22 protein-coding genes are annotated in these 23,048 nt (G+C 71.5%); 5 read left to right on the forward strand and 17 right to left on the reverse strand.

Annotated elements, in window-relative coordinates:
- Positions 1–14: 14 nt before the first annotated feature.
- The 5 genes from AB0H82_RS23295 to leuA form a co-directional block, all read right to left on the reverse strand.
- Entirely contained in the window at positions 15–698 is a 684-nt protein-coding gene (locus AB0H82_RS23295) for a response regulator transcription factor (protein ID WP_362995657.1), read from the reverse strand.
- Positions 695–1,948, reverse strand: coding sequence for a histidine kinase (locus tag AB0H82_RS23300; RefSeq protein ID WP_362995659.1), 1,254 nt, complete (start codon positions 1,946–1,948; stop codon positions 695–697). The genes AB0H82_RS23295 and AB0H82_RS23300 overlap by 4 nt, the downstream gene beginning before the upstream one ends.
- A gap of 62 nt (positions 1,949–2,010) precedes the next feature.
- On the reverse strand, positions 2,011–4,110 hold the full coding sequence (locus AB0H82_RS23305) for an MMPL family transporter (RefSeq protein ID WP_362995661.1): 2,100 nt from the start codon (positions 4,108–4,110) through the stop codon (positions 2,011–2,013).
- A gap of 172 nt (positions 4,111–4,282) precedes the next feature.
- Entirely contained in the window at positions 4,283–5,023 is a 741-nt protein-coding gene (locus AB0H82_RS23310) for a TerB family tellurite resistance protein (RefSeq protein ID WP_362995663.1), read from the reverse strand.
- A gap of 170 nt (positions 5,024–5,193) precedes the next feature.
- Positions 5,194–6,915 carry a 2-isopropylmalate synthase gene (gene leuA, locus AB0H82_RS23315; protein WP_362995665.1) on the reverse strand — a complete coding sequence of 574 codons (1,722 nt, stop codon included), beginning with the start codon at positions 6,913–6,915 and terminating at the stop codon, positions 5,194–5,196.
- Positions 6,916–7,206: 291 nt separating this feature from the next.
- Here leuA and AB0H82_RS23320 point away from each other — a divergent pair, with 291 nt between their 5' ends.
- The 3 genes from AB0H82_RS23320 to AB0H82_RS23330 all read left to right on the forward strand — a co-directional run bounded on the left by AB0H82_RS23320 (position 7,207) and on the right by AB0H82_RS23330 (position 10,080).
- Complete coding sequence (locus AB0H82_RS23320; RefSeq protein WP_362995667.1) at positions 7,207–8,283, forward strand: M4 family metallopeptidase; 1,077 nt, start codon at positions 7,207–7,209, stop codon at positions 8,281–8,283.
- A gap of 51 nt (positions 8,284–8,334) precedes the next feature.
- The gene (locus AB0H82_RS23325; protein WP_362995669.1) at positions 8,335–8,601 is read left to right on the forward strand and encodes a protealysin inhibitor emfourin; all 267 of its coding nucleotides are present in this window, start codon (positions 8,335–8,337) and stop codon (positions 8,599–8,601) included.
- Between the two features lie 120 nt (positions 8,602–8,721).
- On the forward strand, positions 8,722–10,080 hold the full coding sequence (locus tag AB0H82_RS23330) for a GH1 family beta-glucosidase (RefSeq protein WP_362995671.1): 1,359 nt from the start codon (positions 8,722–8,724) through the stop codon (positions 10,078–10,080).
- A 39-nt stretch (positions 10,081–10,119) separates the two neighbouring features.
- Here AB0H82_RS23330 and era read toward each other — a convergent pair whose 3' ends face one another.
- The 3 genes from era to AB0H82_RS23345 all read right to left on the reverse strand — a co-directional run bounded on the left by era (position 10,120) and on the right by AB0H82_RS23345 (position 12,465).
- Positions 10,120–11,082 (reverse strand): GTPase Era, encoded by a 963-nt coding sequence (gene era / locus AB0H82_RS23335; RefSeq protein WP_362995673.1) that lies wholly within the window; start codon positions 11,080–11,082, stop codon positions 10,120–10,122.
- Between the two features lie 74 nt (positions 11,083–11,156).
- The gene (locus AB0H82_RS23340) at positions 11,157–11,510 is read right to left on the reverse strand and encodes a cytidine deaminase (protein WP_362995675.1); all 354 of its coding nucleotides are present in this window, start codon (positions 11,508–11,510) and stop codon (positions 11,157–11,159) included.
- A 49-nt stretch (positions 11,511–11,559) separates the two neighbouring features.
- The gene (locus AB0H82_RS23345; RefSeq protein WP_362995677.1) at positions 11,560–12,465 is read right to left on the reverse strand and encodes a helix-turn-helix transcriptional regulator; all 906 of its coding nucleotides are present in this window, start codon (positions 12,463–12,465) and stop codon (positions 11,560–11,562) included.
- Positions 12,466–12,556: 91 nt separating this feature from the next.
- On the opposite strand from AB0H82_RS23345, the gene AB0H82_RS23350 reads away from it, so the two are divergent.
- Complete coding sequence (locus tag AB0H82_RS23350; RefSeq protein ID WP_362995679.1) at positions 12,557–13,987, forward strand: MFS transporter; 1,431 nt, start codon at positions 12,557–12,559, stop codon at positions 13,985–13,987.
- A gap of 30 nt (positions 13,988–14,017) precedes the next feature.
- Here the strand turns inward: AB0H82_RS23350 and AB0H82_RS23355 are convergent, their stop codons facing one another.
- Positions 14,018–14,251, reverse strand: a complete 234-nt coding sequence (locus AB0H82_RS23355) for a DUF397 domain-containing protein (protein WP_362995681.1) — start codon at positions 14,249–14,251, stop codon at positions 14,018–14,020.
- Between the two features lie 148 nt (positions 14,252–14,399).
- Positions 14,400–15,362: a helix-turn-helix transcriptional regulator gene (locus tag AB0H82_RS23360; protein WP_362995683.1), complete on the reverse strand. Its 963-nt coding sequence runs from the start codon at positions 15,360–15,362 to the stop codon at positions 14,400–14,402.
- A 464-nt stretch (positions 15,363–15,826) separates the two neighbouring features.
- Here AB0H82_RS23360 and AB0H82_RS23365 point away from each other — a divergent pair, with 464 nt between their 5' ends.
- Complete coding sequence (locus tag AB0H82_RS23365) at positions 15,827–15,958, forward strand: hypothetical protein (RefSeq protein WP_362995685.1); 132 nt, start codon at positions 15,827–15,829, stop codon at positions 15,956–15,958.
- 209 nt (positions 15,959–16,167) lie between these two features.
- Here AB0H82_RS23365 and AB0H82_RS23370 read toward each other — a convergent pair whose 3' ends face one another.
- The 7 genes from AB0H82_RS23370 to AB0H82_RS23400 form a co-directional block, all read right to left on the reverse strand.
- Positions 16,168–16,524, reverse strand: coding sequence for an MmcQ/YjbR family DNA-binding protein (locus AB0H82_RS23370; protein WP_362995687.1), 357 nt, complete (start codon positions 16,522–16,524; stop codon positions 16,168–16,170).
- Complete coding sequence (locus tag AB0H82_RS23375; protein WP_362995689.1) at positions 16,521–17,834, reverse strand: hemolysin family protein; 1,314 nt, start codon at positions 17,832–17,834, stop codon at positions 16,521–16,523. Before AB0H82_RS23375 ends, AB0H82_RS23370 begins: the two co-directional genes overlap by 4 nt.
- A gap of 4 nt (positions 17,835–17,838) precedes the next feature.
- Positions 17,839–18,336, reverse strand: a complete 498-nt coding sequence (gene ybeY / locus AB0H82_RS23380) for an rRNA maturation RNase YbeY (RefSeq protein ID WP_362995691.1) — start codon at positions 18,334–18,336, stop codon at positions 17,839–17,841.
- A gap of 12 nt (positions 18,337–18,348) precedes the next feature.
- Complete coding sequence (locus tag AB0H82_RS23385; protein WP_362995693.1) at positions 18,349–19,365, reverse strand: PhoH family protein; 1,017 nt, start codon at positions 19,363–19,365, stop codon at positions 18,349–18,351.
- A 149-nt stretch (positions 19,366–19,514) separates the two neighbouring features.
- Complete coding sequence (locus AB0H82_RS23390) at positions 19,515–20,618, reverse strand: PfkB family carbohydrate kinase (protein ID WP_362995695.1); 1,104 nt, start codon at positions 20,616–20,618, stop codon at positions 19,515–19,517.
- A 24-nt stretch (positions 20,619–20,642) separates the two neighbouring features.
- The gene (locus AB0H82_RS23395; protein ID WP_362995697.1) at positions 20,643–21,947 is read right to left on the reverse strand and encodes a glucarate dehydratase family protein; all 1,305 of its coding nucleotides are present in this window, start codon (positions 21,945–21,947) and stop codon (positions 20,643–20,645) included.
- Between the two features lie 82 nt (positions 21,948–22,029).
- Entirely contained in the window at positions 22,030–23,031 is a 1,002-nt protein-coding gene (locus AB0H82_RS23400; protein WP_362995699.1) for an adenosine deaminase, read from the reverse strand.
- Between the last annotated feature and the right edge of the window lie 17 nt (positions 23,032–23,048).

The raw sequence follows: 23,048 nt of genomic DNA on the forward strand, positions 1-23,048 counted from the left end.
GAAAGAAGCCGCCGTCACGGAGAGCCCACCGAGCCCGGCGCCACCAGGCCCGACTCGTACGCCATGATGACCAGTTGGGCCCTGTCGCGGGCCCGCAGCTTCCCCATGATGCGGCTGACGTGGGTCTTCGCGGTCAGCGGGCTCAGGCCCAGCGTGTCGGCGATCTCCTGGTTGTTCAGGCCGCGTGCGACGAGCCGCAGGACCTGCCGCTCCCGTTCCGAGAGGTTCTCGGGCCCGCCGGTGAGGGGCGTCTCCGCGTCCGGTGCCCGCAGCACGCGGGCGATGAGGCGGGCCGTGGGTCCCGGCGAGAGGAGGGAGTCGCCGGCCGCCACCGTGCGGATGGCGTCGAGGAGTTCGGCGGGCTTGGTGTCCTTGACCAGGAAGCCGGACGCGCCCGCGCGGAGCGCGTCGACGACGTGCTCGTCCGTGTCGTACGTCGTCAGCATCAGGACCTTCACGCCCGCCAGGTCCTCGTCGGCCGCGAGCAGCCGCGTCGCCTCGATGCCGTCGAGGTCGGGCATGCGGATGTCCATGACGACGAGGTCGGCGCGCTCGGAGCGGGCCAGGTCGACCGCCGAGCGGCCCGTGCCCGCCTGCCCCACCACCTCCATGTCGGGCGCCGAGTCGACGAGCATCGCGAACGCGGCGCGCACCAGCGTCTGGTCGTCGGCGAGCAGCACGCGGATCGGTACCGTCATGACAGTCCTCCCAGGGACGCGGGTGCCAGGGGCAGCACCGCCGACACCATGAAACCGCCCTCGGGGCACGGGCCCGCGTCCAGGGTGCCGCCGACCGTGCGGGCCCGCTCCCGCATCCCGACGAGCCCGTACCCCGGCGCGTGGCCGGTCTCCCGGGTGGTGCCGGTGCCGTCGTCCGTGACGCGCACGCACAGCGCCGCGTCCTCGGCGCGCACCGACACCCGGACGGTGCTGCCGGGGCCCGCGTGCCGTACGACGTTGGTGAGCGCCTCCTGCACGATGCGGTAGGCCGCGGCGCCCACGGCGGCCGGTGTCCGGCACTCGGCCACCGCGAGCTCGACGCGGGCGCCCGCGGTGCGGGCCGCGTCGGCGAGGTCGGGTAGTCCGTCGAGGCCGGGCAGCGGCCCTCTGGCCTCGTCGGTGTCGCCGTCGGTGTCCGACCTCAACACCTGGAGGGTGGCGCGGAGTTCACCGCGGGCGGCGCGGCAGGTCTCGGCGACGTCGTCGAGGGCCTTGGCGACGGCCTCGCGGTCGAGGCGGTCCGGGTCGGCGGCCAGGACGTGCGCGGCGACGGACGTCTGGACGCCGACGAGGGTGATGCTGTGCGCGAGCAGGTCGTGCAGGTCGCGGGCGACCCGCAGCCGCTCCTCGGCGACGCGGCGGCGCGCCTCCTCCTCGCGGGTGCGCTCCGCCCGTTCGGCGCGCTCCAGTACGGAGGTGACGTACTGGCGGTGGATGCGGACGTATACGCCGAGCAGCAGGAAGGCGACGATCCAGCCGGAGATGCGCAGCGACTGCGCGCCCTCGGCCATGCCCTCGTGGAACTTGACGCTCAGCATGGCGCCCATGACACCGGCGCCGATGAGGAGCGTGTTGCGGGGCCGGGTGCGGGAGGCCACGGTGAACAGCGCGACCATCGACACGGCCATGGGGGCGGTGTGGTTGTTGTCCAGGGAGTGGTAGGTCAGCAGGATCGCCATCAGGGTGACCATGACGCGCACCGGGGCGCGGCGCCGCCACACGACGACGATGTGGGCGACGAGCAGCAGCGCCCAGCCGGCCGCGTCCGGCGCCTGCCCGTTGTCCCGCACGACCCGCACGATCACGACGGCGCTGACCGCCATGGCGAGGGCGAACAGGGCGTCCGTGCGCAGGCGTTCGCCGGGTGCGGCCGGTCCGATGACGCGCTCGACGAGGTTGCGGCGGGCGGAGCCACGCCCCGTGTCCTGACCGGTCCCGGGAGATTCCACGGCTCCATCTTCCGGCACGCGGGCGCCCCTCCGGGAGAGGAGGGGCGCCCTGAGGTTCCGGCTCAAGGCGACGCGACCGGGACGGGTTCGGCCTCGCGGGGTGGCGGGGCGGGCGCGGCGGGTGCTTTGGAGAGCGGTCCCGGCCACCACACCTTCCTGCCGAGTGCCACGCTCGCGCTCGTCACCAGGTAGGTGCGGACAAGGAAGGTGTCGAGGAGTACGCCGACGGCGATGACGAAGCCCAGTTCGACGAGTTGGACCAGCGGCATGTTGGTCAGCACGGCGAACGTCGCGGCGAGGACGAGTCCCGCGGAGGCGACGACGCCGCCGGTGGTGCGCAGGGAGGTGAGTGCGGCCGTCCCGGGTTCTGCCCCGTTCAGGCACTCCTCGCGCATGCGGTGCATCAGGAAGATGCCGTAGTCCACGCCGAGTGCGACGAGGAAGACGAAGGAGAGCAGCCCGAGCCCCGGGTCGGTGCCCTCGAACCCGAAGAGGGGTTCGAAGACGAGGCCCGCGATGCCGAGCGAGGCGCCCCACACCGCGACGACCGCGGCGAGCAGCAGCAGCGGCGCGACGAGGCTGCGCAGCAGGGCGACGAGGACCAGCAGGACGGCGCCGAGTACGAGCGGGACGACGATGTTCCGGTCGCGGGCGTTGGTGTCCTTCAGGTCGAGCTGCTGTGCGCTCGCGCCGCCCACGTAGGAGGCGTCGAGGCCGTCGCGGAGCGCTTCGATGGTCGCGGTCTCCCCGGCCGACTCGGGTGCGGACGCCGCGGTGACGGTGATCTCGGTCCAGCCTTCGGCGGTACGTCCCGGTGCCGCGCTGTCGACTCCCTTCGTGCCGCGGATCTCGGTGAGGGAGGCGTCGGCCCGGTCGGCGGGCGTCATGACGGTGATGGGCTGGGTGCCGCGCTCGGGGTAGGCGGTGGCGAGGGTCTTCATGGCGGACACGGATTCGGGGGTCTTGGTGAAGGAGTCCTCCTGTTTGAGGGCGCCGGGCAGGTTGAGCGCGCCGAGGGCGAGTGCGCCGAGCAGCACGGCTCCGCTCGCGAGCACGGTGAGGGGCCTGCGCCCGGCCGAGCTGCCCATCGCGGCGAAGAGGCTGCGCCGCTGTTTCGGAGTGCTCCCGAACGCGGGGACGAGCGGCCAGAACACGCGCCGTCCGAGCAGGACGAGCACGGCGGGCAACAGGGTCAGCATCGTCACGAGGGCGCAGAGCACGCCGACCGTGCCGAGCGGGCCCATGCCGCGGCTGCTGTTGAGGTCGGCGGCGAGCAGGCAGAGCAGTCCGGCGGCGACGGTTCCGGAGGAGGCGAGGATCGCGGGCCCGCAGCCGCGCAGGGCGGCGACCATGGCGTCGTAGGGCTGCTCGATCCTCCTGAGTTCCTCCCGGTAGCGGGAGACGAGCAGCAGCGCGTAGTCCGTCCCCGCGCCGAACACGAGGATGGTCATGATGCCGGAGCTCTGTCCGGTGACGGACGTCCCGATGCCCTGGTTGAGTCCGTACGCGACGCCCATCGCGAGGTAGTCCGCGACGCCGGCGACGGCGAGCGGCACGAGCCACAGGAAGGGGCTGCGGTAGATGAGGATGAGCAGCAGGGCGACGACGCCCGCGGTGGTGTAGAGCAGGGGTCCGCCGAGCGCGTTGTAGACCTCGCTCGCGTCGGTGTCGAGGGCCCCCGCCCCGCCCACGTCGACACTCAGCCCGTCCGCGCCGCGGGCGGTCTCCCTGATGTCCGCGACGAGGGCGTCCCGCTTCTCCTCGTCCTGTCCTGGCTCGGTGGTGGCGATCGGGTACATGAGGGTCGCGCCGTCCTCGGAGGGCACGGCTTCGGGCTTCGCGACGAGCCGGTGGGCCCGCGCCATCTCGGCGACCTGCTGCCCGGCGGTCGTCCGGTCGGCGGCGGTGAGCCCGCCGTCCCGGTGGTAGACGAGCACCAGCTCGGTGGCCTCGCCGCCCGGCAACTGCTCCTGGAGCTCGGCGACTTCGGTGGACGCGGCGCTCGCCGGCAGGTAGTCGACGGCCCGGTCCTTCTGGACGTCGGCGAGCTTCGCCGCGAACGGCGAGGCCAGTGCGAGCACGACGATCCACAGCCCCAGGAACACCCAGGGCACGGCGCGCCTTCGCCGTCGCGGCGCGGCAGTGGTCTGTGCGGGCCCCATGACGGGCCTCCTTCGGCAGGGGTGACGTGTCGGGGTCAACCCTGCCGGGCCCTGGCCCGCAATCCGTCGGGCGGACGGGCGAGTTGGGCGCTACGGCCCGGGGAGGCCGCCGACCGGAACTACTCCCCGCGGAGTAGGCGAGGTGTCTCCGGGAGGCGGTGCCGGGCGAGGCTCAGGAAGGTGTGCGGGCTGTCACCAGGAGGCGGGCGACGTCCTCCGAGCAGATCGTGAGCGCGCAGCCCGCCGTGGTGAGCACGTCCCGTTCCGCGGGGGTGTACGGGCCGTCGGCGAGGGCGATGCGGGCGCCCTGGAGGAGCAGGGCCTCGCGGCCCGCGGGGGCGAGGTGCGGGGCCAGCGGGCCGAGTGCCTCGTGGAGTTCGATGGCGAGTCCGGGGAGGCCGGGGCCGCAGTCGGAGTCGGTGGCGTGCCCCGCTTCGGTGGCGAGCGTGTCGACGAGGGCGACGAGCCGGTCCTCGGAGCAGTCCTCGTGTCCGGCGCCGTTCAGCGCGCAGACGGCCGTTTCGATGACCGCGCGGGAGCCGGTGCCGCCCGTGGAGAGGACCGCGACGACGATCGCGTGCACGGCGTCGCGGAGCATCGCGGAGAGCCGGGTGGTGGTGGGGTGGTCCAGGACGTCCGGGTCGAACAGGTCCTGGCAGGCGGCGCACTGGATGACGGGCCCGCGGGTGCCGCGCGGCACGACGGGCAGGCCGAGCAGGACGAAGCGGCGCCGTCCTGTGAGCCGCTGGAAGTTGCGGTCGCCGCCGCAGGCCGGGCAGAAGAACTCGCCGTCGCCGACGGTGTCCCAGGCGGTGTGCATGCCGACCACGCGCCTGCACAGCGCCCGGCCGCGGGAGACCGGCTTGGCGGGGATGCGGGAATTCCGGCCGTTTCGTCCATGATCTGGCAGCACCACGCACCTCCGTAACTCCCCGGCTGCATTGCCGTGTTGGCGTGATGTTAGCCACATCGATGATGCGGCGTCAGCATCTCGTACAGGAGAGCGAGCCGGACATGGCCGGGAGACGACGCGGCCCCGCCCGCCGGATCGGCGGACGGGGCCGGACGGAACCGTTCGGGGGACTAGCGCGCCGCGCGGTTGACGGCGGAGACGGCGGCCTTCAGGGAGGCGCGCGTCGTGTTGGCGTCGATGCCGATGCCCCACAGCACCTTGTCGCCGATCGCGCACTCGATGTACGAGGCGGCCTGCGCGGACGCGCCCTCGCTCATCGTGTGCTCCTGGTAGTCCAGGAGGCGTACGTCGATGCCGATGCGCTGCAGCGCGTCGAAGAACGCGGAGATCGGACCGTTGCCTGAGCCGGTCAGGACGGTGTCCGCGCCGTCCAGGGTGGCCTCGACGGTGAGGGTGTCGACGCCGTCCGTGTCGGTCGTCGTCTGGCCGTTCTTGACCTGAATACGACCCCAGGGGTTCTCGGGGTTCGGCAGGTACTCGTCCTGGAAGACGCTCCAGATCGCGTCGGGCGTGACCTCGCCGCCCTCGGCGTCCGTCTTCGCCTGGATGATCTTCGAGAACTCGATCTGCATGCGGCGGGGCAGGTCCAGCTTGTGGTCGTTCTGCAGGACGTACGCGATGCCGCCCTTGCCGGACTGCGAGTTGACGCGGATGACGGCCTCGTAGGAGCGGCCGACGTCCTTGGGGTCGATGGGCAGGTACGGCACGGCCCACTCGATGTCGTCGACGGTCTTGCCCGCCGCTGCCGCGCGGCTCTCCAGCGCGTCGAAGCCCTTCTTGATGGCGTCCTGGTGGGAGCCGGAGAAGGCGGTGTAGACGAGGTCGCCCGCGTACGGGTGGCGGGGGTGGACCTCCATCTGCGTGCAGTACTCGTACACGCGACGCACCTCGTCGATGTCCGAGAAGTCGATCTGCGGGTCGACGCCCTGGCTGAAGAGGTTCATGCCCAGGGTGACCAGGTCGACGTTGCCGGTGCGCTCGCCCTGGCCGAACAGGCAGCCCTCGACGCGGTCGCCGCCGGCCATGACGGCCAGTTCGGCGGCGGCGACGGCGGTGCCGCGGTCGTTGTGCGGGTGGATGGAGAGGCAGACGAACTCGCGCCGGGACAGGTTGCGCGACATCCACTCGAAGCGGTCCGCGTGGGTCGAGGGCGTCGAACGCTCCACCGTGGCGGGCAGGTTGAGGATGATCTCGCGCTCGGCGTCGGGCTGCCAGACGTCCATGACGCCCTCGCAGACCTCCAGGGCGAAGTCCAGCTCGGTGTCGGTGAAGATCTCGGGGCTGTACTGGTATCCGAACGTCGTACGGTCGTCCAGCAGCTTGTCCGCGTACTCCATGACCAGCCGCGTGCCGTCCACGGCGATCTGCTTCACGGCGTCGCGCGAGCCGCGGAAGACCACATCGCGCCAGACGGGAGCAGTCGCGTTGTACAGGTGGACCGTCGCGCGCCGGGCGCCCTTCAGGGACTCGACCGTGCGCTCGATGAGCTCCTCGCGCGCCTGCGTCAGGACGGAGATGGTCACGTCCTCGGGGATCGCGTCCTCGTCCTCGATGATCGACCGTACGAAATCGAAGTCGGTCTGGCCCGAGGAGGGGAAGCCGACCTCGATCTCCTTGTAGCCCATGCGCACCAGCAGGTCGAACATGGCGCGCTTGCGGGCCGGCGACATGGGGTCGATCAGCGCCTGGTTGCCGTCGCGCAGGTCCGTGGAGAGCCAGCGCGGAGCGACCGTGATCCGCTTGTCCGGCCAGGTGCGGTCGGGGATGGCGACCTGCTCGTACTGCCCGTACTTGTGGACCGGCATGGAGGTGGGGCGCTGGAAGTTCGGCATCTGCGGGGCTCCTCGGAAGTGTCCTGAAGGACGGCCGACGGTCTTAGCGCAACGCCGAACTCCGCGGGGAGGGGGTCGGCCTCGACTACAGGCCCTCGCCGCGGCAGCTAAGGAGAAGCAGCCCGAATCGCATGATGTGCCGCAGCCTAGCCGAGCCGCGCTCTGCGCGCGGGCCCGTATCAGTATGCGGGACCGTGGCCGGATAAACCCTCAGTGGTGATCTATCCCTCTATTTCAGCAATCATGGTCGCAGGTAGTGACAGTGGCATGACCCAGTGCCACATTGCCGCCATGACCGCCAACCCCACGGGCTTCGAGCCCGTCTTCTGCACCATCGTGCCGCCCCACGTCCTGGACACCCTCGCCCAGAGCCAGGACCCCGCGCTCGCCGTACCCGCCCGCCGCACCCTGGAGCGGGACTCCATCGAGCGCACCCACCGCCGGCTGACGACCGTCATCGGCGCGCCCTCCGTCGCCACCCCCAAGGAAGCCACGGCCGGCAAGCCGCACCGCACGATCTACGACGCCAAGCACCGCACCGAGCTGCCGGGCCGCAAGGTGCGCGGCGAGGGCGACAAGCCGGGCAAGGACGCCACGGTCAACCGCGCGTACGCCGGCCTCGGCGCCACCTTCGAGCTCTTCCAGAAGTCGTACGACCGCAACTCCATCGACGGCAACGGCCTGCCGCTGAACGCGACGGTCCACTACGGCGAGGACTACGGGAACGCGTTCTGGAACGGCGAACAGATGGTGTTCGGCGACGGCGACAACGAGATCTTCCTCGACTTCACCATCCCCGTGGACGTCATCGGCCACGAGCTCACCCACGGCGTCGTGCAGTACACGGCGAACCTGACGTACTTCGGCCAGCCGGGCGCCCTGAACGAGTCGATGGCGGACGTCTTCGGCTCGATGATCAAGCAGTACACGCTGGGCCAGACCGCCGCCGAGGCCGACTGGCTGATCGGCGCGGGCCTGCTCGCCCCGCGCGTCACCGGCAAGGCGCTGCGCTCCATGAAGGAGCCCGGCTCGGCCTACGACGACGACGTGCTCGGCAAGGACCCGCAGCCCGCCGACATGGACCACTACGTCCGCACGGGCCGCGACAACGGCGGCGTGCACATCAACTCCGGCATCCCCAACCGCGCGTTCTACCTGGTCGCCGACGCCCTCGGCGGGCACTCGTGGGAGCGGGCCGGACAGATCTGGTACGCGGTCCTGACCGGCGGCGAGCTGGCGCAGGACGCGTCGTTCACCGACTTCGCCAAGCTGACGGTCGCCGCCGCGCGCCAGAAGTTCGGCGACGGCGACGAGCTCAAGGCCGTCGTCGACGCGTGGTCGACGGTCAAGGTGCCGACGAGCGAGTGACGGCTTGACGGCGTGCTACCGGCCTCCCGCCCGGTGGAGTAGACAGGACCCATGCTTATCCAGGTGAAGCGGACCGGAGGATTCGCGGGCATCGACCGGCATGCCGAGGTGGACACCTCGCAGCTGGCCGATGCCCCGGAATGGCACGCCCTGGCCGAACAGGCCGTGGCCGAGGGACGGGACACCCCGCCGATCGGGGTGCCGGACGGCTTCAGTTACCAGCTGACGGTGGACGGGCGGACGGTGTACTGCGCGGACCCGCGGCTGACGGAGCCGCAGCGGAAGCTGATCTCGCGGGTGCTGAAGGAGGGTTCGTAGCGCGGCCGACGGGGCGCGGACAGAAGCGGTCGGCGCGGCCCGGGTAAAACCTGAGCTTTGTTCATCTTCTTGCCGCACGCCCATTGACTTCCGTACTCGCCGGTACGGAGGATCCCGCCCATGGCAGCGAGTGCGGCGAGCCCGATACCCACCTTCCCCCGCGACTTCCTGTGGGGCGTCTCCACATCGGCCCACCAGATCGAGGGCGCCGCCGACGAGCGCGGCGCCTCGGTCTGGGACGCGTTCACGGCCGTGCCGGGGAACGTGAAGGACGGCACGACCGCCGCGGTCGCCTGCGACCACTACCACCGCTACCGCGAGGACGTGGCGCTCGTCCGCGACCTCGGCGTGGACGCCTACCGCTTCTCCGTCTCCTGGCCGCGCGTGCTGCCCACCGGCGCGGGCGCGGTGAACCCGGCGGGCCTCGACTTCTACGACCGGCTCGTCGACGAGCTGTGCGCGGCGGGCGTACGCCCCGTCCCCACCCTGTTCCACTGGGACACCCCGCTGGTCGTACAGGAGGCGGGCGGCTGGCTGAACCGGCGCACCGCCGAGCGGTTCGCCGACTACGCGGCCGTGGTCGCGGCCCGCATCGGCGACCGCGTCACGAAGTGGATCACCCTCAACGAACCGGCGGAACACACCCTTCTCGGCCACGCCCTCGGCCGGCACGCCCCCGGTGAACGGCTCCTCTTCGACGCGCTGCCCGCCGCCCACCACCAGCTCCTCGCCCACGGCCTGGCCGTACGGGCGCTGCGCGCGGCGGGCGCCGACGACATCGGCATCGCCAACTCGCACGGCCCGACCTGGCCCGCCTCCGCCACCGCGGAGGACACGGCCGCCGCGGACCTCTACGACGCGCTCCTCAACCGCCTCTTCGCGGACCCGCTGCTGCTCGGCCGCTACCCGGAGGGCATCGGCGAACTGATGCCCTCGGCGGACCCGGACGCGGACCTGAAGGTCATCTCCGAACCCCTCGACTGGTACGGGATCAACTTCTACCAGCCGACGAAGGTGGGCGCCCCGCTCCCCGAGGGCACGGCCGCCGAGTTCTCCGGCGTCACGCTCCCGCCCGAACTCCCCTTCGCCCCCAGGGAGATCGAGGGATACCCGCGCACCGACTTCGGCTGGCCCGTCGCCCCCGACGCCCTCACCGAACTCCTCACCGCCTTCCGCGACCGCTACGGCGACCGGCTACCGCCCCTGGTCATCACCGAGAACGGCTGCTCGTACGGAGGACTCGACGACCAGGACCGCATCGCGTACCTGGACGGTCATCTCCGCGCCCTGCACCGCGCCCTGGAGGCGGGCGTCGACGTGCGCGGCTACTTCGTCTGGTCCCTGATCGACAACTTCGAGTGGGCGGAGGGCTACCGGCAGCGCTTCGGCCTCGTCCACGTCGACCACACCACGCAGAAGCGCACCCCGAAGGCGTCGTACCACTGGCTGCGCGAGACACTGCGGACGCGCCGCCCCTGACCGCCACCACGCGGGGCGCCCGCCCCCGTGGCGCCCCTCCTAGAACCCGAGCTTGCGCAGCTGGCGCGGGTCCCGCTGCCAGTCCTTGGCGACCTTGACGTGCAGGTCGAGGAAGACGGGCGTCCCGAGGAGCGCCTCGATCTGCTTCCTGGACTTGATGCCGACGTCCTTCAGGCGCTTGCCCTTCGGGCCGATGATGATGCCCTTCTGGCTGGGCCGCTCGATGTAGACGAACGCGTGGATGTCGAGGAGCGGCTTGTCGGCGGGGCGGTCCTCGCGCGGCAGCATCTCCTCCACCACGACCGCGATGGAGTGCGGCAGCTCGTCCCGCACGCCCTCAAGCGCCGCCTCGCGGATCAACTCGGCGACCATGACCTGCTCGGGCTCGTCGGTGAGGTCGCCCTCGGGGTAGAGCGGGGGGCCCTCGGGCAGCATCGGCACGATGAGGTCGGCGAGCAGCTCGACCTGCTCGTCGCCGACGGCCGACACCGGCACGATCTCGGCCCACTCCAGGCCCAGCTCCTTGCCGAGCTGGTCGACGGCGATGAGCTGCTCGGCGAGCGTCTTGCTGTCGACGAGGTCCGTCTTGGTGATGATCGCGATCTTCGGCGCCTTCTTGATGGAGGCGAGCTCCTTGGCGATGAACCGGTCACCGGGGCCGAGCTTCTCGTTCGCGGGCAGGCAGAAGCCGATCACGTCGACCTCGGCCCACGTCGTCCGCACGACGTCGTTGAGCCGCTCGCCGAGCAGCGTGCGCGGCTTGTGGAGCCCGGGGGTGTCGACCAGGATCAGCTGGGCGTCCGGGCGGTGCACGATGCCGCGCACCGTGTGCCGCGTGGTCTGCGGCCGGTTCGAGGTGATCGCCACCTTCTGGCCGACCAGAGCGTTCGTGAGGGTGGACTTGCCCGCGTTGGGGCGGCCGACGAAGCAGGCGAAACCGGCGCGGTGGACGGCCTCGGACGGCTCGGCTGATGACGGGGTACGAACGCTCATGGCGCCCATTGTCCCTGATCCCCGGAGCCCCGCCGCACCGCCCGGCCGGAAGGGGGGAAGCCGGAGACCCGGAACCGGAGACCTCAGCCCGCTTCGGCCCGCACCCGGACCTCGCCGTCGGGCCCCGCCAGGAAGACCGGCGTCCCGGCCCCGCCCAGGTCCCGCACCGCGGCCAGGTCCTCGTCGGAGACCTTCTCCGCACCGGAGACGACCGCCGCCGCCTCAAGGGACTCCGCCCCCGACGCGACCGCCATCGCCACCGCCGTCCGCAGCGCGGACAGCCGGAGCGAGTCGAGGGCCACCGTCCCGGCGACGTACGTACGACCGGTCTCGTCCCGCACGGCCGCCCCCTCGGGCACACCGTTGCGGGCCCGGGCGGAACGGGCCAGGGTCACGATCTTGCGGTCCTCGGGGCCAAGCGCGGCGCTCTCAGTCATGCCCCGAGCATACGGAGCACACCCCGCCGCACCGCCACCGGATGGACGGTCACATCGCCACCCGATAGATCGATCCCCGGCGTCCCTCGGGCGAGGCGAGCCACGCCAGCTTGCCCGCCGTGTCCGCCTCGGCGTGCGGCATCGGCGTGTGCAGCACGATGGTGAGGTCGGGCCTGGCCGGCACCTTCAGCTGCGTCGACTCCAGGAACAGCGCGCCCACCACGGGGTGCTGGATCTCCTTGGCGACCTGCCCGCCGGGCAGGATGTCCCGCCGCTCCCACAGCTCCGCGAACTCGGGGCTCACCGACTTCGCCTCGGCGATCACCGCGGCGAAGCCGTCGTCGTCGGGGTGCTCGGAGCACGCGGCCCGGTACATCGCCACGACCTGCGGGGCGTTCCGCTCCCAGCTCCGCGCCCGGGCCCGGTAGATGGGGTCGGTGAAGAAGGTGAGCAGGCAGTTCTCGGCGGTCTCCGAGCGCATGCCGAGCACCGACGCGGCCGCGTCGTTGTACATGACGCAGTTCCAGTACGCGTCCATGATGTGCGCGGGCTGCGGCATCCACGTGTCGATGAGGCGGTGCAGGCCCTCGCACATCTCCGCGTCGTCCCTGGCGACCTCGGGCCGCGGCGGGTTGAGCCCGGCGAGCACGTACAGATGCCGCCGCTCGGCGCCGCTCAGCTTCAGGACGCGCGCCACGGAGTCCAGGACCTGCGGCGACACGGAGATGTCGCGGCCCTGCTCAAGCCACTGGTACCAGGACGCCCCGACCCCGGCGAGCACGGCGACCTCCTCGCGGCGCAGACCGGGCGTGCGCCGCCGGGCCCCGCCGTCCGGGAGCCCGGCCTCCGCGGGGCTGATCCGCGCGCGGCGGCTCATCAGGAACTCCCGCAGCTCCCCGAGGCGACGCGCCTTCGACGCGTCCGTGTCCGACGCCGCGACCGACGGTGTTGCCATGTGGCGCTCCCCCAAGCCCTGACTGGTGTTCCGACCACCAGCATAAGTTCCCGCTCCCCACGTCTATTCCGGCCGCCGCAAGCTCTTGACCATGGCGATCGACACCACCACTGCCCCGTCCCCCCAGGCCGCGCCACCGGCGCCGGCCCCGCACCACCCCAAGCTCTCCGCCCGCGACAAGCTCGTCCTCTTCGTGCTCTGCGCCGCACAGTTCATGGTCGCGCTCGACTTCTCCGTACTGAACGTGGCGCTGCCCGTGCTCGGCGCCGACCTCGGCATGAGCCACTCCGCGCTGCAGTGGGCGGTGACCGCCTTCGCACTGCCCTCGGGAGGGTTCCTGCTCCTCTTCGGCAGGACCGGTGACCTCTTCGGGCGCCGCAAGCTGTTCCTCGCGGGCCTCGCGCTCTTCGGCCTGGCCTCGCTGCTCGCCACGTTCGCGTGGGACCCGGCGTCGTTCCTGACGGCGCGTGCGCTGCAGGGTGTCGGCGCGGCGGCGATCGTGCCGACCGGCATGTCGCTCCTGACGACGACGTTCCCCGAGGGCCCGCAGCGCGACCGGGCGCTCGGCATCTCCGGCACGCTGCTCTCGCTCGGCTTCACGGTCGGCATGGTGCTCGGCGGCGTACTGACCGACACGCTCGGCTGGCGCTCCACGATGGGCCTGCTCACGCTCTTCGCGCTGATCGTGCTGCCGCTGGCCCCCGGGCTGCTGCCGGAGTCCCGCACCCCGGACCGCCCCCGCCTGGACATCCCGGGCGCCGTCACGGTCACCGGCGGTCTGCTCTCCCTGATCTACGCCCTCTCCACGGCGGCCGAGCGCGGCTTCGGCGGCACGGACGTCCTCGTCGCCCTCGTGGCGGGCGTCGCCCTGCTCGGCGCGTTCGGCTACGTCGAGTCGCGCGCCGCGTCCCCGCTCGTCTCACTGCCGATGCTGCGCCGCCGCACGGTGGCGTGGGGCAATCTGGGCGGCCTGGTCACGTTCTCGATGATGTCGACGGTCGTCTTCGTGCTGACCCTGTACCTCCAGGAGGTGCTGCGCCTCTCCGCCTTCGAGACCGGGCTCGTCTTCGGCGTGCAGGGCGTCGCCTCGGTGGTCGCCGGCGTGTACGCGCCGAAGGTCATCGGCCGCTTCGGCGCCCGCCGCACCCTGGTCGGCTCGCTGGCCGGTCAGGGCGTGCTGGGCGCGGCGCTGCTCGGCATCGGCGAGAGCGGCTGGTCGGTCTGGCTCGCCACGGCCGCGGTGTCGCTGGCGAGCATGTGCCACCTGGGCGCGATCATCTCGTACGGTCTGACGGTCACGTCGGGCGTGCCCGACGAGGAGCAGGGCCTGGCGACGGGCCTGGTCACCTCCACGCAGCAGGTCGGCATCACCATCGGCATCCCGCTGCTCGGTGTCCTCGCGACGACCGCCCCCGACCTGCTCACAGGGACGCGGACGGTCCTCGCGATCGACGCGGCGGTGGTCCTGGCCGCGGCGGCCGCGGTCGCCGTCGGCCTGCGCCGCGGTGGCGTCCGCGCCTGACCGCCGCGTCCGGGAACGGCCCGTCCTCTCTCAGAGGCGGGCCGTCCGCTCGTCGTCCCGGGGGCCTCGGCGGGTGTCCGGTGGCGTCCCCGCCAGCCGGCCGACGAACGCCGTCCACGCCTGGGGACGGAAGGCGAGCACGGAACCCCGTGGACAGACGGAGTCGCGGACGAGCACCGCGTCACCGGTCCAGGCGATCTCCACGCAAGTGCCCGAGCTGCCGTCGCTCGCGCTGCTCTTGCGCCACGTCCATGAGCCGCCCACGCTTCTCCTCCACCCCGGGTGCGAAGGCCAGCCGTCGCTTCCCCCGCGCGGCTGGTGCAGGGACACGCAGCACCTCTTCCAGAGTAACGGGGCGTCACACAAATATGAACGAGCCGTTTCTCGCCAAGGTCGCGCGTTCCAGGGGGCGTTACCCCTGCGGCACCTCCTGCGGGACTTCCTGCGCGGCCTCCTGGGCGACTTCCGGCGGGGCCTCCTGCGGCACGACGTCCCGGATCAGTGTCTCCAGGTCGTCGCTGCCTTCGCCGACCCTCGCGGCGAGGGCGCGCAGCAGGGCGGGCATGTCGTCCTTGATGGCGAGGTCCTCCAGCTCCCAGAACCGCTCCAGGTAACGGCCGGTCTCCTCCGGGGCGTCGGTGACGTACGAGTCGCCGCGCGGGTTCTCCAGATAGAGCGAGTCCGGCATCTCGTCCACCCCGAACTCGAAGTGGCTGAAGGGGCCCTGGATGCCCGCGTGGGCGCCGACGCTGAACGGCAGGATCTGGATGGTGACACCCGGCCGCTCCGCCAGTTCCGCGAGCCGCTCCAGCTGGGCGCGCATCACCCCCCGCCCGCCGACGTGCCGGCGGACGACCGCCTCGTCGAGGATGTAGAAGACCTCCCGGCCCCCCGAGGTGAGCAACTCCTGGCGGGTGAGGCGCACTTCCACGCTTCGTTCCAGGCGCTCCTCGGGGATGTCCTTCTCGTACGAGAGCATGATGGCGCGCGCGTACTCCTCGGTCTGGAGCGAGCCCGGCATCAGCAGCGCGCCGTAGTGCCGGACGATCGACGCCGAGGTCTCCAGGGCGAGGAACGCCAGGAACTCTTTGGTGTAGAGGTCGCGGTACTCGCTGAAGGGCATGCGCCGACTGCCTCTGGCGAGGTCGAGCAGCTCCTCGATCTTGCGCCGGTCGCGGATGCCGTACGCATCCAGCAGGGGGCGCAAGTCGTTGACAGAGATGCCGACTTCACCGGCCTCGATGCGGATCAGCTTGGACGGGCTCCACTCCATCTTGGCCGCGACCTGACGCTGAGTCAGCTGTGCGGCGGTCCGCGCCCTTCGGAGCTCGGTGCGCAGCCGCAGCCGCTGAAGTGCCGCACTTGGCACGTTCATGATGGCTCCACCCCCAAGCGGACCGTGCGAGGTGCAACATAGCAGACTAGCAGCTTACTCATCGAGACCTTCCGGGACGACAGTTCACGCCACTGCCAGGAGACCTGAGTTTCCCCGCAGCGGCAACCGCACAGAGCTGTCCGGGCGACAGCTCCGAAAAGCTATATCGCATTCAGCGAGCTGTGGAACCGCACCCCTACCTCCGCGAGGTGACGTATGGGCACTACCCACATGGCGATGTGCGGGCTACGCTGGTGCGGAGGGGTAGCTTGCTTCAACTTTCCGACAGGGAAAGGAGGTTGCACATCAAGAAGACCAGCGGGGATCTCACTCCAACGAGTGTCGCCGGCCGCCCGGTTCGCTGGTCCACCGCCTGATCCGATTCCCCCTTCCTGCTGCCACCCGTTCGTGGGGCGCCGCGGTATCCACGACTGAGAGTGGGACCAGGAAGGAGAACAAGCCCCATGGCTGAGAAGCCGGACGGGCGTCGCGCCACCCGCACGTGGACCGACTGGGCCGCCCATGCGGCTCCGTGGGCCAGTCTTCTCCTAGTGCTCGGCGAGTGCTTCGAGAAGTGGGTACTGCCCCACGTGTGACACAGAACCGGCCCCGACCCGAGAGGGCCGAGGCCAGACACGGCGGACGTCATCGCACTGACGTTTCCACTCCGAGTTCCCTTGGCCGGCAGCCCGGAGTGGGAGCGTTACGGAACCGCCGTCACCCCATTCTGCCCGCCCACCACCCCGATGGCGAGGGGCTGTCGGGACACTCCGCACAGAGCCCACCGGAACGCGCGCGCCGCTTCTCACGGGCGGTCGAGCCGCAGCCGCTCCGTCCGGGGCAGACCCGCGACCACCAAGTCGTACGAGTCCTCGACGAGCTCCCTGACCTGCCGGCCGGAGAGCCCGCCGTCGACCGTCACCGTGTTCCAGTGGCGCTTGTTCATGTGCCAGCCCGGCACGATCTCCGGGTGCTCGGCGCGCAGCCGGACGGCGATGTCCGGCTCACACTTGAGGTTGACGGTGAGCGGGCGTCCGTCGAGTGCCGTGAGCGCGAACATCTTCCCGGCCACCTTGAAGACCGACATCTCCGGCGTGAAAGGGAAGTCCTCCACCGCGCCGTTGAAGGACAGGCAGAACGCGCGCAGACCCTCGGGCGTCACCCGGACTCCCCCGCCTTCACCGCGCCGCCCCCGGTATCGGCCGGGGCGGGCTCCACGAGCACCGTCATGATCCGGTTCCGGCGGCCGGCCGCGGACTCCGCGGTGAGCTTCAGCCCCCGCCCGTCCGGCAGCGGCACCACCGCGGACGCCCCCGCGATCGGGACGCGGCCGAGACGCTTGGCGAGCAGCCCGCCGACGGTCTCGACGTCCTCGTCGTCGAACTCGTCCAAGCCGAACAGCTCGCCCAGGTCACCGATGTCGAGCCGCGCCGTCACGCGGTAGCAGCCGTCCGCCAGCTCCTCCACCGGGGGCAGCTCACGGTCGTACTCGTCGGTGATCTCGCCGACGATCTCCTCAAGGATGTCCTCGATGGTGACGATGCCGGCCGTCCCGCCGTACTCGTCGATGACCACGGCCACGTGGTTCCGCTCCTGCTGCATCTCGCGCAGCAGGTCGCCCGCGTTCTTGGTGTCCGGGACGAAGGTGGCCGGGCGCATCGCCGTCGACACCAGGTCGGACTCGCTGTCGCGGTTGATGTGCGTCTTCCGCGCCAGGTCCTTCAGATACACCATGCCGACGACGTCGTCCTCGCTCTCACCCGTCACGGGTATGCGCGAGAAACCGGAGCGCAGCGCGAGGGTGAGGGCCTGGCGGATCGTCTTGAACCGCTCGATGGCGACCAGGTCGGTGCGGGGCACCATGACCTCGCGCACCAGGGTGTCGCCCAGCTCGAAGACGGAGTGCACCATGCGGCGCTCCTCGTCCTCGATCAGGGACTCCTTCTCGGCGAGGTCCACCATGGCGCGCAGCTCGGCCTCGGAGGCGAACGGGCCGCGCCGGAAGCCCTTGCCGGGCGTGAGCGCGTTGCCGATCAGGATGAGGAGCGGCGGGATGGGGCCCATGACGCGGGCCAGCGGCAGCAGGACGTACGCCGACGCGGTCGCCGTGTTCAGCGGGTGCTGGCGGCCGATGGTGCGCGGGGAGACCCCCACCGCCACATAGCTGACGAGGACCATCACGCCGATGGCGACCGCGAGGGCCTGCCAGGTCTCGTCGAACTCCCGCAGACAGGCGTACGTCACCAGGGCCGCCGCGGCCATCTCGCAGGCCACCCGGACCAGCAGCGCCACGTTGAGGTAGCGGGTCGGGTCGGCGGCGACCTGCGCGAGCTTCGCGCTGCCGCGCCGCCCCGAGCGGACCGCCTCGTCCGCGCGGAAACTGGAGACCCGGGCGATGCCCGCCTCCGCGCACGCCGCGAGCCAGGCCACGACGACGAGGGCGACCGCGCCGACGATCAGCTGAGGACTCATGGCGCTACGAGACGGTGGGCGCCGGAGACGGGCCGGTCAGGCCCTTCTCGGCACGCCAGCCGTCGACGATCGCGGCCTGCAGACCGAACATCTCGGCCTTCTCGTCGGGCTCCTCGTGGTCGTACCCGAGCAGGTGCAGGACGCCGTGGACGGTGAGGAGCTGGAGCTCCTCATCCATGGAGTGCTGCGTGGGGGCGTCCTTGCCCTGCTGCGTGGCGACCTCGGGGCAGAGCACGATGTCGCCGAGGAGGCCCTGCGGGAGCTCGCCGTCGTCCTTCATGGGCGGCCGCAGCTCGTCCATCGGGAAGGACATGACGTCCGTCGGCCCCGGCAGGTCCATCCACTGCATGTGCAGCTGCTCCATGGCGTCGGCGTCCACGACGATCACCGAGAGCTCGGAGAGCGGGTGGATGCGCATCCGCGCGAGGGCGTAGCGGGCGATGTCGAGGATCGCCTGCTCGTCGACCTCGGTTCCGGATTCGTTGTTGACGTCGATCGACATGGTGGTGCTCGTCTACTTCCCGTCGCGGCTGTCGTGCTGCTCGTACGCGTCGACGATACGGCCGACGAGCTTGTGCCGGACGACGTCGTGGGACGTGAGCCGCGAGAAGTGGATGTCCTCCACGCCGTCGAGGATCTGCTGCACCTCGCGCAGACCGCTCTTGGTGCCGCCCGGCAGGTCGACCTGGGTGATGTCACCGGTGATGACGATCTTCGAGTCGAAGCCGAGGCGGGTGAGGAACATCTTCATCTGCTCGGCGCTGGTGTTCTGCGCCTCGTCGAGGATGATGAACGCGTCGTTCAGCGTACGGCCGCGCATGTACGCGAGCGGCGCCACCTCGATGGTCCCCGCCGCCATCAGCCGCGGAATGGAGTCCGGGTCGAGCATGTCGTGCAGGGCGTCGTAGAGCGGGCGGAGGTACGGATCGATCTTCTCGTACAGCGTGCCGGGCAGGAAGCCGAGCCGCTCGCCCGCCTCGACCGCGGGGCGGGTCAGGATGATGCGGTTGACCTGCTTGGACTGCAGGGCCTGCACGGCCTTGGCCATGGCCAGGTAGGTCTTGCCCGTGCCGGCCGGGCCGATCCCGAAGACGATGGTGTGCTTGTCGATCGCGTCGACGTACCGCTTCTGGTTCAGCGTCTTGGGGCGGATGGTGCGGCCGCGGGACGAGAGGATGTTCTGCGTGAGGACCTCGGCGGGGGTCTCCTCCGCGCCGTCGCCGTTCTCGTCCGCCCTCAGCATGGCGATCGAGCGTTCCACTGCGTCCTCCGTCATCGGCTGACCGGTGCGGAGCACCAGCATCATCTGGTCGAACAGGCGCTGGATGAGGGCGACTTCGCGGGCCGCGCCCACGGCGCTGATCTCATTGCCCCGGACATGGATGTCGGCCGCCGGGAAGGCCTTCTCGATCACCCGCAGCAGGGCGTCCCCGGAACCGAGGACCGTCACCATCGGATGCTTCGCCGGGACGGTGAAGTGCGCTCGGGACTGGCCCTGGGCGTCGGTGTGAGTTGTGGGTGTCTGAGTCATGGGCCGGCTCTGAAGGCCTGCTCATCCTCCTCATGCGGGGCTCGGTGGCCGCTCGACAGCCTTGCACTGCCAAGAGTACGACGCGCCGCGCCCGAGGCCGTAGGCCTTTTCCCCCCGTCCGCCCCACGCACCTCCCCGGGCCCGGCCCGTCACGCCGACCTGAACCCGATCGTCGGCACCGCCCGCCGCAGGGGCCACGGGCGGGCCGCCGCCGGCAGCAGGCCCTCCAGGAACGCGTACCGGCGCAGCGCGACCGGGTCCTGGCCGTCCAGTTCCCGTACCCGGCGCCACCACGCGCCGACCTCCGCCCAGCCCGGCGCCGACAGGGAACCGCCGAACTCCTGCACCGAGAGCGCCGCCGTCAGCCCCGCGAAGGCGAGCCGGTCGGCGAGGGGCCACTCCGCGAGCGTCCCGGTGACGAAGCCCGCGACGAAGACGTCGCCCGCGCCGGTGGGGTCGAGCGCCTCGACCTCGATGGCCGGGACCTCCGCGGTCTCGCCGGTCCGCCCGTCCACGGCGTACGCGCCCTCCGCCCCCAGCGTCACCACGGCGAGCGGCACGTACTTGGTCAGTGCCCGGGCCGCGGCGCGGGGGCACGACGTGCGCGTGTACCGCATCGCCTCCTCCGCGTTCGGCAGGAACGCCTCGCAGTGCTCCAGGTCGGGGAGCGCGGCGAGGTCCCAGCGCCCGGTGTCGTCCCAGCCGACGTCGGCGAAGATGCGGGTGCCGCTGCGCGCGGCCCGCTCGATCCAGGGGGCGTGGGTGCCGGGCGTCAGCGAGGCGACGGCGGCACGCGCGCGTGGCGGGCAGGAGGGGGCGCCGCCGTCCGGCGCGCCGGCGTCCGGCGGCGGCTCGTGGCCGTGGCTGACCATGGTCCGCTCGCCCTCGTACGCCATGGAGACCGTCACCGGTGAGTGCCAGCCCGGCACGGTCCGTGACGGGGTGAGGTCGATGCCCTCGCCCTGTTCGAGGGCGTCCCAGCAGTACTCCCCATAGTGGTCGTCCCCGAAGGCCGCGGCGAGCGACGTGTGGAGCCCGAGCCGGGCGAGCGCGGTCGCCATGTTGGCGACGCCGCCGGGGCTCGACCCCATGCCGCGCGCCCAGGACTCGGTCCCGCGCACGGGCGCGGAGTCGAGCCCGGTGAAGATGATGTCGAGGAAGACCGTGCCGGTGAGGTAGACGTCGCAGTCCGGATCCCCGGCTCTGCGGGCCGCCTTCAGCGGGTCGACGGTGGGCTGTACGGGTACGACCATGCAGGCAACGTAACGGACGAGGGGCTACCAGCGCGGCACGGCCGGGGTCGTCCACGCCGGGTCGGCCACCCGCATCGCCGCCGCGTCGTCCCGCTCCCGCAGCGCGCGGAAGTCGTCGTCGAGCCAGCGCGCGTGCAGGGCGGCGAGCCTGTCCCGGTCCAGCTCGACGCCGAGACCGGGGGTGTCGGTGACGGTGACGTTCCCGTCGGTGAACCGCAGCCGGGAGGTGAGCACGTCCTCGGCCTGCCACGGGTAGTGGGTGTCGCAGGCGTGGTCGAGTCCTGGCACGGTCGCCGCCACGTGCGTCATCGCGGCGAGGCTGATGCCCAGGTGCGTGTTGGAGTGCATGGACACGCTCACGCCGAAGGTCCGGCACACGGCGGCCAGCTCACGGGTGCGCCGCAGGCCGCCCCAGTAGTGGTGGTCGGAGAGCACCACCCGCACGGCCTTCTTCGCGAAGGCCTCCGGTATCTCCTCGAAGGTCGTCACGCACATGTTCGTGGCGAGCGGCACCGACGTGCGCGCGGCGACCTCCGCCATCGCGGGCGTGCCGAGCGCGGGGTCCTCCAGGTACTCCAGTACGTCGCCGAGCTCGTCCGCCACCTTCAGCGAAGTCTGTACGGACCAGGCGCCGTTGGGGTCGAGCCGGAGCGGGCGGCCGGGGAACGCGTCGGCGAGGGCGCGGATCGCGGCGGCCTCCTCGTCCGGCGGGAAGACGCCGCCCTTGAGCTTGAAGGACGAGAAGCCGTACCGCTCGGCGAAGAGCCGGGCCTGGGCGACGATCCCGGCCGGGTCGAGCGCGGCGCCCCACCCCTCGTCCTGCTCGCTCGCGATCCCCGCCGGATGCTCGGCCCACTTGTAGAACAGATACGCGCTGTACTCCACGGCGTCGCGGACCTTGCCGCCGAGCAGCGCGTGCACGGGCAGTCCGAGCGCCTTGCCGAGGGCGTCCAGGCAGGCCACCTCGAATCCGGAGACTACGGAGAGCCGCAGCTTGTCGGCGGTCTGCACGCCGCGCAGGCCGCCGACGTCCACGGAGTCGTCGACGCGGGCGGCGTCGACGGCCGTCTCGTCCGCGAGTGTGAACAGCCGGTTCGGCTCAGAGACCGCGTGGCCGACCAGCCGCCGGGCGAGCGGCCGCGCGATCTCCAGGTACTTCGCGTCCCCGTAGGTCTCCCCTATGCCGCTCACCCCGCCCGCGGTGACCACCTCGATGATCAGGCGGGGCGTGTAGGGCTGGTGCACGCCCTGGGTGTTGAGGAGCGGCGGGTCGGCGACGAGGACGGGAGTGAGGCGGACGTCCGCGATGACGAGACTCTGTCCATACATGGGAACGGAGGCTAGGTATGCGGACGACGCCCGTCAATGGCGCGGACAGCACCCGCGCCCGGGGGCACGGCGGCCGCGGCGGTCAGTCGAACGAATAGGCCTCGACCTCGGCGAGGTACTTCGCCCGCAGCGCCTCGTCCGCCGCGTCGCGGTCCAGGAAGGCCGCCTCGAAGGAGTTCCGCGCCAGCGTGCGCAGCCGCTCCTGGTCGAGCCCGAGCGCCTCGCGCACGGCGTGGAAGGTGTCGTCGACGTACCCGCCGAAGTAGGCCGGGTCGTCGGAGTTGACCGTGCACATCAGGCCGGCGTCCAGCATCCGCGGCAGCGGGTGGTCTTCGAGTACGTCGACGGCGCGCAGCCGGACGTTGGAGAGCGGGCAGAGCGTGAGCGGCACGCGGTCGCGGACCAGCCGCTCCACCAGCTCCGGGTCCTCCATGCAGCGCAGCCCGTGGTCGATGCGCTCGACGCGCAGGACGTCGAGGGCCTCCGTGATGTACGCGGGCGGGCCCTCCTCCCCCGCGTGGGCGACGAGCCGCAGTCCGCGGGCGGCGGCGGCCTCGTACACCTCCTTGAACTTGGCCGGCGGGTGGCCGACCTCGGCCGAGTCGAGGCCGATGCCGATGATCCGGTCGAGGTGGGGCTCGGCGGCGGTCAGGGTCTCCAGGGCGGAGTCGGCGGACTGGTCGCGCAGGAAGCACATGATGAGCCGGGTGGAGATGCCGTGCCGCTCCTCGCTGCGGTCCAGGGCGCGGCCCAGGCCTTCGACGACGGTGGCGATGGGGACGCCGCGGGCCGTGTGCGCCTGCGGGTCGAAGAAGATCTCCGCGTGCCGGACGCCCTGTTCGGCGGCGCGGGCGAGGTAGGCGTCGGCGAGCTCCTCGAAGTCGGCCTCGGTGCGCAGGACGGCCATGAGGCTGTAGTACAGGTTGAGGAAGGTCTGGAGGTCGTCGAAGAGGTAGGCCTTGCGGAGCTCTTCGGTGTCGGCGTAAGGGAGTTCGACGCCGTTGCGCGTGGCGAGGGCGAAGGCGAGCTCGGGTTCGAGGGTGCCTTCGATGTGGAGGTGGAGTTCGGCCTTGGGGATCGGCATGGTGCGGTCTCGCTCAG

The sequence above is a fragment of the Streptomyces sp. NPDC050732 genome, assembly GCF_040654255.1.
In the GTDB taxonomy this organism is placed as follows: domain Bacteria; phylum Actinomycetota; class Actinomycetes; order Streptomycetales; family Streptomycetaceae; genus Streptomyces.